The following is an 8,535-nucleotide window of genomic DNA, read 5'->3' on the forward strand; positions in this document are numbered from 1 at the left end:
CCGGCGATAGGGCCCGTGCAAACACCAACAATTTCAGCGCCCCTCATGCTGGCGCCGATACGCCCCAGGCTGCACCCCCACCGCCTTGGCAAACGCCCGGGTAAACGCCGCCACCGACTGATACCCCACCTGCGCGCCCACCTGCTCCACGGTATTGCCCGCCTGCAGCAACTGGCAGGCATGGCGCATGCGCAACGCCAGCAGCACCTGCCCCGGTGACTGCCCGGCCAGTTCGTTGAAGCGCTTGAAGAACGCCGACCGCGACAGCCCCGTACACCCCGCCATGCTCTCCAGTGTCCAGGCCTGCCCGGGCTGTTCGATCAGTTGCTGCAGCAAGCCGGCAAACGCCGGCTGCCGGGCCAGGGCGACCAGGCCGCCGAGTGGCTGCCCGGCATGCACCTGCTGGCGCAGCACATACAAGAACAACAAGTGCGTCAGCCGCTCCAGCAGGGTCTGCGAGGGTGCTGGCAGGCGCTGGCATTCGTCCAGGATCAGCCCGAACAACGCCCGCGCCGCATGCCCGCTCGGCTCCTCGGCACGCAACAGGATCCACTCGGCCAGGCCCTCGACGATCAGTGACGACAAGCCAGGGCGAAAGTGAAAGAACCCGCACACCAGCCCCACGCCGTCCGCCGCGTTGGCATCCAGCGCCTGCATGGCCTGGCGCGGCTGGGCGCAGGCGTTCAGCGGGTCCTGGTCGCTGGACAAGCGGTAACCCAGGTCGCGCAGCAGAAACACCGCGTCCCCGGTTTCCAGGCGCACGGCTTCGGCCTTGCCATCGATGTGCAGCCAGCAATGGCCCTGCACCACCAGGTGAAAACTGGCCCGGCCCATGCCCTCGGTACTGGCATGCCAGCCGCCGCAGTAGCGGCCGACGTGGAACAGGCTGGCGTCTAGCTCAAGGCCTTCTAATAACCAATCGACAAGTGGGCTGGATGAAATCATCTAATGTAAAGACTCAGGAGCAAGGAAGGGCGACTGATGAATATGGAGGGCGATTCTTATAACCAACAGACTGTATGGACACACACCGAAGGAGACCACTCCATGTCCTCGCGCATTACTCTACACACTCTGCAGAGCGCCCCGGAAGCGGCCCGCCCGTTCCTTGAGAACGCCCAGAAGAATTCCGGCTTCATCCCCAACCTGCTGGGCGTGCTGGCCAATGCCCCGGCGGCCCTGGAAACCTACGTGACCGTCTCGGCCCTCAACGGCAAGGCCGAACTGACCCTGGCCGAGCGCGAAGTGGTGCAGCTGATTGCCGCCACCCAGCATGGCTGCGACTTCTGCGTGGCCGGCCACACCGCCGTGGCGCTGAACAAGGCCAAGCTGCCGCAGGAAGTGGTCGATGCCCTGCGCGCCCGTGGCGAACTGCCGGATGCGCGCTACGAGACCCTGGCCGCGTTCGCCCGCGAAGTCATCGCCACCCGCGGCAATGTCAGCGAGGCCACCTACCAGGCCTTCCGCGAGGCCGGTTTCACCGAGGGCAACGCCCTGGAAGTGATTCTCGGGGTCAGCCTCGCAACCCTGTGCAACTTTGCTAATGTGTTCGCCCAGACGCCGCTCAACGACGAGCTCGGCAAGTACCGCTGGCAGCCTTCTGCATAAACCGCGCGGGGCGCCGTGGCGCCCGCGTTTTCAAAAGGAGTAGGGATATGCTTGATGCTGCATTTGCCAAGTGGCTGGATGCCAATGCCGAGGCCATCGACCAGGGCCAGTGCGACCCGCAGCGGGTGCTCGCGCAGATTGCCGAGTCGCAACTGCTGGGCATCGGTGTCGACCCGGCGCAGGGGGGCAGTGGGGGTGAGGTGACCGACGCCGTCGAAGCCATTGCCGCGATCGCCAGTCGTTCGCTGGCAACTGCCTTCGTCTGCTGGGGCCAGCGTGCTTTTATCGAATACCTGCTGCAAAGCCCGAACCAGGCCCTGCGCGAGCGCTTGCTGCCGAGCCTGCTGACCGGCGAGCTGGCCGGTGCCACGGGCCTTTCCAATGCCATGAAGTTTCTTTCCGGCATCGAGGCGCTGCAGGTACGCGGCCGCCCCGAGGCTGACGGCTGGGCCCTCGAAGGCCGTTTGCACTGGGTAACCAACCTGCGCAAGAGCGGCTTCGTGGTGGCTGCCGCCATCGAAGACGATGCGGGCGGCGCACCGTTCGTACTGGCGATCCCTTCGCAGGTACAGGGCCTGGAGCGCTCCGACGACCTGCAACTGATGGGCCTGCAGTCGAGCAACACGGCGGCACTGGCCTTCCACCAGGTGGCGCTCGGCCGCGACTGGCTGCTGCACGAAAACGCCCGCGAATTCCTGCCCAAGGTGCGCCCGGCGTTCCTCGCGCTGCAGTGCGGCATGGCCATCGGCCTGGCGCGCCGTGCGCTGGACGAAGTGCACGAGCACCTGCATGGGCGCCTGTCGTTCCTGGAAGAGCACCGCCAGGTCCTCAAGGAGCGCCTGGAAAACACCGTGACCGAGCTCAAGCAAGGCTTGCTCGACGGGCGTTTCCAGGGCCAGCCGGCGGCGCTGTTCAAGCTGCGCATCACCCTCGCCGAAAGCGCGGCCGACGCCGTGCAGCTCGAATTGCAGGCCAGTGGCGGCAAGGCCTACCTCGACGAATTCGGCTCAGGCTTCGCACGCCGTTGGCGGGAATCGGCGTTCGTGCCCATCGTCACCCCAAGCCTGGTGCAGCTGCGCGCCGAACTGCACCGCCAGGCGGCCACTGCATGAGCCACGCGTTACTCGAAGCCCGCGACATCAGCCTGGGCTACCCGCGCGAGGGCGGCTGGCAGGAGGTGCTGGCGCGCTTCGACCTGCAACTGGCGCCAGGCGAGGTGGTGACTATCCTCGGCCCCAGTGGGGTCGGCAAGTCCAGCCTGCTGCGGGTGCTGGCGGGCTTGCAGCCGCCGCGCAGCGGCAGCGTGACCCTGCACGGCCAGGTACTGCAAGGCCCGCATCCGCGCCTGGCGGTGGCCTTCCAGGACCCGAGCCTGCTGCCTTGGCTGAGCCTGGAAAAGAACGTCGCCTTCGGCCTGGATTTCGCCCGCCAGCCTAAGTTGGCTGCGGCCGAGCGCCGCGCGCGCATCGACCATGCGATCAGCGCCGTGGGCCTGGCCCATGCGCGCAACCAGTACCCGGCGCAACTGTCCGGCGGCATGGCCCAGCGCACCGCCCTGGCGCGCTGCCTGGCGCGCCAGCCCGAAGTGCTGCTGCTCGACGAACCCTTCGGTGCCCTTGACGAAGTCACCCGCGCCGACATGCAGCAACTGTTGCTGCAACTGATCAGCACCCACAACACCGCCGCGGTGCTGATTACCCACGATATCGACGAAGCCCTGCTGTTGTCCGACCGGGTGCTGCTACTGGGCAACCACCCGGCGCACATCCTCGGCCAATGGCCCATCGACCTGCCGCAACCCCGGGCACAGCGGGTCGAGGAGCTGGGCGCGCTGCGCATCGAGATACTCAAGACCCTTCGGCGGGCCAGCCGCACAGACGAAACCTCCTCTCCCTCGTTGCCTTCGGAGCCTGCCCATGTGCATGGATGACTGCTGTTCCTCCACGTCGCGTCGCGACTTCCTCAAGCTCAGTGCCATGCTCACCGCCGCCGGCGCCGTGCCCTTGCTGTCGAGCCTGCAGGCGCGCGCCGCCGCAGAGCCGGATGCGCCGGTGCGCATCGGCTACCTGCCGATCACCGACGCCACGCCACTGCTGGTCGCGCACAACAACGGCCTGTTCGAGGCCGAAGGCATCAAGGCCGAGCGCCCGGTGCTGCTGCGCAGCTGGGCCCAGGTGATCGAGGCCTTCATTTCGGGCCAGGTCAACGTCATTCACCTGCTGTCGCCGATGACCGTGTGGGCGCGTTACGCCAGCAAGGTGCCGGCCAAGGTGGTGGCGTGGAACCACGTCGGCGGCTCGGGCCTGACCGTGGCGCCCGACATTACCGACCTGCAGCAACTGGGCGGCAAGACGGTGGCTATCCCGTTCTGGTATTCGATCCACAACGTGGTGCTGCAGCAGATGCTCAACGACCACGGCCTGACGCCGGTGTCGAAACCGGCCAATGCGCCACTGGCGGCCAACGAGGTCAACCTGCTGGTGCTGCCGCCCTCGGACATGCCGCCGGCCCTGGCCAGCAAGCGCATCGCCGGCTACATCGTCGCCGAACCGTTCAATGCCCTGGCCGAGAACCTCAAGGTCGGCCGGGTGCAGCGCTTTACCGGTGATGTCTGGCGCAACCACGCCTGCTGCGTGGTGTTCATGCACGAGCATGACCTGAACAACCGCCCCGAGTGGTCGCAGAAGGTGGTCAACGCCATCGTCAAGGCCCAGCACTGGACCCGCGACCACCGCGCCGAAGCCGCCGCGCTGCTGTCCAGGGCCGGCCCCAACAAGTACACCCCGCACGAGCCGGCGGTGCTGACCAAGGTCCTGGCCCCGGCCGCCGAAGACCGCGCCGGCTACATCGCCAGCGGCGCCATCCGCCACCAGCAATGGGACGAGAAGCGCATCGACTTCCAGCCGTACCCGTTCCCCAGCTACACCGAGGAACTGGTCAAGCGCCTCAAGCACACCCTGATCGAAGGCGACAACGCCTTCCTCGCCGGCCTGGATCCGGCCCAGACGGCCCGTGACCTGGTCGACGACCGCTTCGTGCGCAACGCCATCGCGGCGGTCGGTGGGCCATCGGTGTTCGGCATCGCCGACAACTTCGAGCGCAGCGAGGAGTTCGTGGTCTGATGCGCAAGCACGTCGTACATGCCGGCCTGGGGCTGGTGGGTTTGCTGGGGTTGCTGGTGCTGTGGTGGGCTGGGGTCGCGATGTTTGGCGAGGCCGACGGCCTGTCGGCGCGCTTCTCGCCCCAGGCGACCCTGGCCAGCCTGGTCGAGCTGCTGGGGCAGGGCGAGGTCTACGGGCATGTCTGGGTCAGCCTCAAGCGGATCCTGGTCGGGCTGTTGCTGGCGTTGCTGATCGGCGTGCCGCTGGGTCTGCTGGTGGGCAGCTACCGGCACCTGGAGGCCGCGACCACGCCGGCGTTCCAGTTCCTGCGGATGATCTCGCCGCTGTCGTGGATGCCGGTGGTGGTGATGCTGATGGGGGTGGGCGACCAGCCGATCTACTTCCTGCTGGCCTTTGCCGCCTTGTGGCCGATCCTGCTCAATACCGCGGCGGGCGTGCGCCAGCTCGACCCGCGTTGGCTGCAATTGAGCCGCAGCCTCAGCGCCACGCGCTGGGAGACCTTGTGCAAGGTGATCGTCCCCGGGGTGATCGGCCATGTGCTGACCGGCGTGCGCCTGGCGATCGGCATCCTGTGGATCGTGCTGGTGCCGTGCGAGATGCTGGGGGTGAGTGCGGGGCTTGGGTATTTCATTCTCGATACCCGCGACCGGCTGGCGTACTCGGAGCTGATGGCGATGGTGCTGCTGATTGGTGTGCTGGGGTTCATGCTCGATGCCCTGGCGCGCGGGCTGCATCGGCGTTGGGTGCATGCCTGAAGGGCCAGTGTGGTCCTATCGCCGGCAAGCCGGCTCCCACAGGGTCTGGCGCAGGCCTGCTTCTTTGTGGGAGCCGGCTTGCCGGCGATAGGGCCTTCGGCTCAATGCACGGTCTTGCGCTGCTTCACAAACTCACGCGCCAGCACGGCCAACTCATCCAGCCACTCATCACGCTGCTGTTCCGCCTCGATCATCGCATCCTCACCCTGCTGGTTGAGCAGGTAGGTATGAATCTGATGCACCTCGGTGGTCTGGTAGATCGGCGCAATGTCCAGCCGCCCGATCAGCGCGCCGCTGGCCTGCCCGGTACTGCTCATCAATACCTGCGGCCCGCTGGCCGCCACCACCTGCATGCCCATGGCCTCGAACCACGGCACCTGGTGCGCGAAGGCGTTCAGCTCGACGCTGGCGAAGCGCTTCTGTACATCGCCCAGCAAGGCGCGGCCGACGCCTTGGCGACGATGACCGGGCACCACGGCAAGAAAGGCCAGGGCACAGGCCTGCGGGTTGTCCTGGGCAGGCAGGGTCAGGGCGAAGCCAAGCAGCTGGTCCGGCGCCTCGGCGTCCAGCGCCAGGGTCAGCGCCACGGCCAGGCCGCGGGTGCCGTCCATGGCCTGCAGGTACTGATGCACCTCCATGCCGACACCGTACTGGTACAGCGGGTACAGCGGGTTGTCGGCACGAATGGCGACACTGCTCAGTTCGCCCACATGGTGGATCACCAGTTCGCGGATCTGGTTCTGGAAGGACTCGGGCGGCACGCTGTCGAGGCGGCTCAGGATGAACATCGGGGGACGGGCTCCGGCGGCTGTTGGATCACCCCGCGCCGGGTTGGCACGGGGTGCACAGTCTAACCCCTTTTTACCGGTTCAGCCTCGTGCCTGCAGCGCCGCGAGCATCAGGTCGAGGTTCTGCACCGCCGCGCCCGAAGCCCCTTTGCCCAGGTTGTCGAACACCGCCGTCAGCAGCACCTGGCCGTGCTCGGGGTTGGCGTACAGCGCCAGGCGCAGGTCGTTGCTGTCGTTCAGCGCCTCGGGGTCGAGCGCGGTGGCCGGGCCGTGCTGGTGCAGGGGCATTACCTGCACATGGCGGGCACCTTGATAGTGCCGCTCAAGGCAGGCCTGCAGCTGTTCGGCGCTCACCTGGCCAGGCAGCAGACGCAGCTGCAGCGGGATGCTCAGGACGATGCCCTGGCGATAGGCGGCATACCCCGGCAGGAACACCGGACGCGCCGACAGGCCGGCGTGCCGCTGGATTTCCGGCACATGCTTGTGCGCCAGATCCAGGCCATACATCTGCAGGTTAGGCGCCGACGCATCGCCTTGCTGTTCATGGCGCTCGACCGCCGCCCGGCCACCCCCGGAGTAACCCGAAATGGCGTGGATGCTCAGCGGATAGTCAGCCGGCAGCAGGCCGGCCTGGACCAGCGGACGCAGCAGGGCGATGGCGCCGGTGGGGTAGCAGCCGGGGTTGCTGACGCGGGTGGACTGGGCAATGCGCTCGGGCTGCTGCGCGTCCAGTTCCGGCAGGCCATAGACCCAACCTGGGGTGGTGCGGTGCGCAGAGCTGGCATCGATCACCCGCACCGCCGGGTTGCGGATCGTGGCCACGGCGTCGCGGGCGGCGTCGTCGGGCAGGCAGAGCAGGGCGATGTCGGCGCTGTTGATCGCTTCGCTGCGGCGCAGCGGGTCTTTACGCTCGGCTTCGGGCAGGGTCAGCAGTTGCAGGTCGTCGCGGCCGTGCAGGCGGGCATGGATCTGCAGGCCGGTGGTGCCTTGGTCGCCATCGATGAAGACAACAGGGGTGCGCATGGTCGGGGTCCGGTGTGGAGAAGATGGCCTATGCTCGCCTGTCGCCTTGGTAAAGGAAATTTGAATATCATGACGTTGTCATTCATTTTTTCTGAATAGTATGGGGTCAGTTCCGGCCCTTTCGCGGGACAAGCCCGCTCCCACAGGTACTGCACTGCTCCAAAGGGAGTCGGTTACCTGTGGGAGCGGGCTTGTCCCGCGAAAGGGCCGGAAAGACCCATCAGGAACGTCTTCATGCGCGAAATCAGCCTCGACCGCCTACGCACCCTGGTGGTCATTGCCGACCTCGGCTCGTTTGCCGAAGCCGCCCGCCAGCTCAACCTGGCGCCCCCGACCATCAGCCTGCACGTCGCCGAGCTGGAGGCGCGGGTCGGTGCGCCGCTGCTGACCCGTAATCGCAACCAGGTCCGCCCGACGGCCATCGGCGATACCCTGCTGGCCCGCGCCCGGCGCCTGCTGGCCGACGCCGACCTGGCGCTGGACGAAGTGCGCCGGCAAGTCGAAGGCCTGACCGGCCGTGTGCGCCTGGGCGCTTCGACCGGTGCCATCGCCCACCTGTTGCCCAAGGCACTGGAGCACCTGCGGGTGGCGCACCCGGGTATCGACGTGCAAGTGCAGGTGCTGACCTCCCAGGCGTCCCTGGCGCGGCTGCGCGAAGGCGCGCTGGACATCGGCCTGGTGGCCTTGCCGCAGGTGGCGGGCAAGGGCGTCAAGGTCACCCCTTGGCGGCGCGACCCGATCCTGGCCTACGTGCCTGCCGACTGGCAGCCGCCGGCCAGGGTCAGCCCAGCCTGGCTGGGGCAGCGCGCGTTGATTCTCAATGACAGCAGCACCCAGCTGTCGCGGGTGATCGGTGAATGGTTCGCCGCCGCCGGGTTGTACCCCGAGCCGCGGATCGAGCTGAACTACAACGATGCGATCAAGAGCCTGGTGGGGGCCGGTTATGGCGCCACCTTGCTGCCCCAGGAAGGCGAGGCGCCGGAGCTGGACCGACGCATTGTGCGTCGGCCGCTGCGACCGGGGTTGTGGCGGCAATTGGGGATTGCCTGCCGGGAAGGGGAGGTGGAGAGGGCCACCGGGTATGTGCTCGAGGCGTTGGAGCGTTTGCGCCAGTAAGGGGCTGCTGTGCAGCCCAATCGCCGGCAAGCCGGCTCCCACAAAGACAGCACCGCGTTTCCCTATCTGAAAGCTGGCGCAATCCCTGTGGGAGCCGGCTTTCCGGCGATAGGGCCCGAACAG

Annotated in this window: 9 protein-coding genes; 6 read left to right on the forward strand and 3 right to left on the reverse strand. The window is 67.2% G+C overall.

Annotated features, from left to right (window positions below; translation table 11 throughout):
• Window positions 1-33: 33 nt before the first annotated feature.
• Window positions 34-945, reverse strand: coding sequence for an AraC family transcriptional regulator (locus tag PMI38_RS16165; RefSeq protein ID WP_008095985.1), 912 nt, complete (start codon window positions 943-945; stop codon window positions 34-36).
• Between the two features lie 102 nt (window positions 946-1,047).
• On the opposite strand from PMI38_RS16165, the gene PMI38_RS16170 reads away from it, so the two are divergent.
• From PMI38_RS16170 to PMI38_RS16190, 5 genes are read left to right on the forward strand one after another with little or no spacing between them, the layout of a single operon-like run.
• Window positions 1,048-1,608 carry a carboxymuconolactone decarboxylase family protein gene (locus PMI38_RS16170; protein ID WP_008095987.1) on the forward strand — a complete coding sequence of 187 codons (561 nt, stop codon included), beginning with the start codon at window positions 1,048-1,050 and terminating at the stop codon, window positions 1,606-1,608.
• Window positions 1,609-1,655: 47 nt separating this feature from the next.
• The gene (locus PMI38_RS16175; protein ID WP_008095989.1) at window positions 1,656-2,720 is read left to right on the forward strand and encodes an acyl-CoA dehydrogenase family protein; all 1,065 of its coding nucleotides are present in this window, start codon (window positions 1,656-1,658) and stop codon (window positions 2,718-2,720) included.
• Window positions 2,717-3,538, forward strand: a complete 822-nt coding sequence (locus PMI38_RS16180; protein ID WP_008095991.1) for an ABC transporter ATP-binding protein — start codon at window positions 2,717-2,719, stop codon at window positions 3,536-3,538. The genes PMI38_RS16175 and PMI38_RS16180 overlap by 4 nt, the downstream gene beginning before the upstream one ends.
• Window positions 3,525-4,730: an ABC transporter substrate-binding protein gene (locus PMI38_RS16185; RefSeq protein WP_008095993.1), complete on the forward strand. Its 1,206-nt coding sequence runs from the start codon at window positions 3,525-3,527 to the stop codon at window positions 4,728-4,730. The genes PMI38_RS16180 and PMI38_RS16185 overlap by 14 nt, the downstream gene beginning before the upstream one ends.
• A complete protein-coding gene (locus PMI38_RS16190; protein ID WP_008095995.1) occupies window positions 4,730-5,485 on the forward strand; it encodes an ABC transporter permease in 756 nt (251 codons plus the stop codon). Before PMI38_RS16185 ends, PMI38_RS16190 begins: the two co-directional genes overlap by 1 nt.
• Before the next feature lie 101 nt (window positions 5,486-5,586).
• Here the strand turns inward: PMI38_RS16190 and PMI38_RS16195 are convergent, their stop codons facing one another.
• Complete coding sequence (locus tag PMI38_RS16195) at window positions 5,587-6,273, reverse strand: GNAT family N-acetyltransferase (protein WP_008095998.1); 687 nt, start codon at window positions 6,271-6,273, stop codon at window positions 5,587-5,589.
• 81 nt (window positions 6,274-6,354) lie between these two features.
• On the reverse strand, window positions 6,355-7,296 hold the full coding sequence (gene argC / locus PMI38_RS16200) for an N-acetyl-gamma-glutamyl-phosphate reductase (protein ID WP_008096000.1): 942 nt from the start codon (window positions 7,294-7,296) through the stop codon (window positions 6,355-6,357).
• Between the two features lie 234 nt (window positions 7,297-7,530).
• Between argC and PMI38_RS16205 the strand changes: the two genes are divergently transcribed.
• Entirely contained in the window at window positions 7,531-8,412 is an 882-nt protein-coding gene (locus PMI38_RS16205; RefSeq protein WP_008096002.1) for a LysR family transcriptional regulator, read from the forward strand.
• Window positions 8,413-8,535 lie beyond the last annotated feature (123 nt).

The sequence above is a fragment of the Pseudomonas sp. GM84 genome (assembly GCF_000282535.1).
Lineage (GTDB): Bacteria > Pseudomonadota > Gammaproteobacteria > Pseudomonadales > Pseudomonadaceae > Aquipseudomonas.

Bases quoted from the DNA above. Each gene is read 5' to 3' on its own strand.
- PMI38_RS16165 (WP_008095985.1), bottom strand. From the start codon at position 945: ATGATTTCATCCAGCCCACTTGTCGATTGGTTATTAGAAGGCCTTGAG.
- PMI38_RS16170 (WP_008095987.1), top strand. From the start codon at position 1,048: ATGTCCTCGCGCATTACTCTACACACTCTGCAGAGCGCCCCGGAAGCG.
- PMI38_RS16175 (WP_008095989.1), top strand. From the start codon at position 1,656: ATGCTTGATGCTGCATTTGCCAAGTGGCTGGATGCCAATGCCGAGGCC.
- PMI38_RS16180 (WP_008095991.1), top strand. From the start codon at position 2,717: ATGAGCCACGCGTTACTCGAAGCCCGCGACATCAGCCTGGGCTACCCG.
- PMI38_RS16185 (WP_008095993.1), top strand. From the start codon at position 3,525: ATGTGCATGGATGACTGCTGTTCCTCCACGTCGCGTCGCGACTTCCTC.
- PMI38_RS16190 (WP_008095995.1), top strand. From the start codon at position 4,730: ATGCGCAAGCACGTCGTACATGCCGGCCTGGGGCTGGTGGGTTTGCTG.
- PMI38_RS16195 (WP_008095998.1), bottom strand. From the start codon at position 6,273: ATGTTCATCCTGAGCCGCCTCGACAGCGTGCCGCCCGAGTCCTTCCAG.
- argC (WP_008096000.1), bottom strand. From the start codon at position 7,296: ATGCGCACCCCTGTTGTCTTCATCGATGGCGACCAAGGCACCACCGGC.
- PMI38_RS16205 (WP_008096002.1), top strand. From the start codon at position 7,531: ATGCGCGAAATCAGCCTCGACCGCCTACGCACCCTGGTGGTCATTGCC.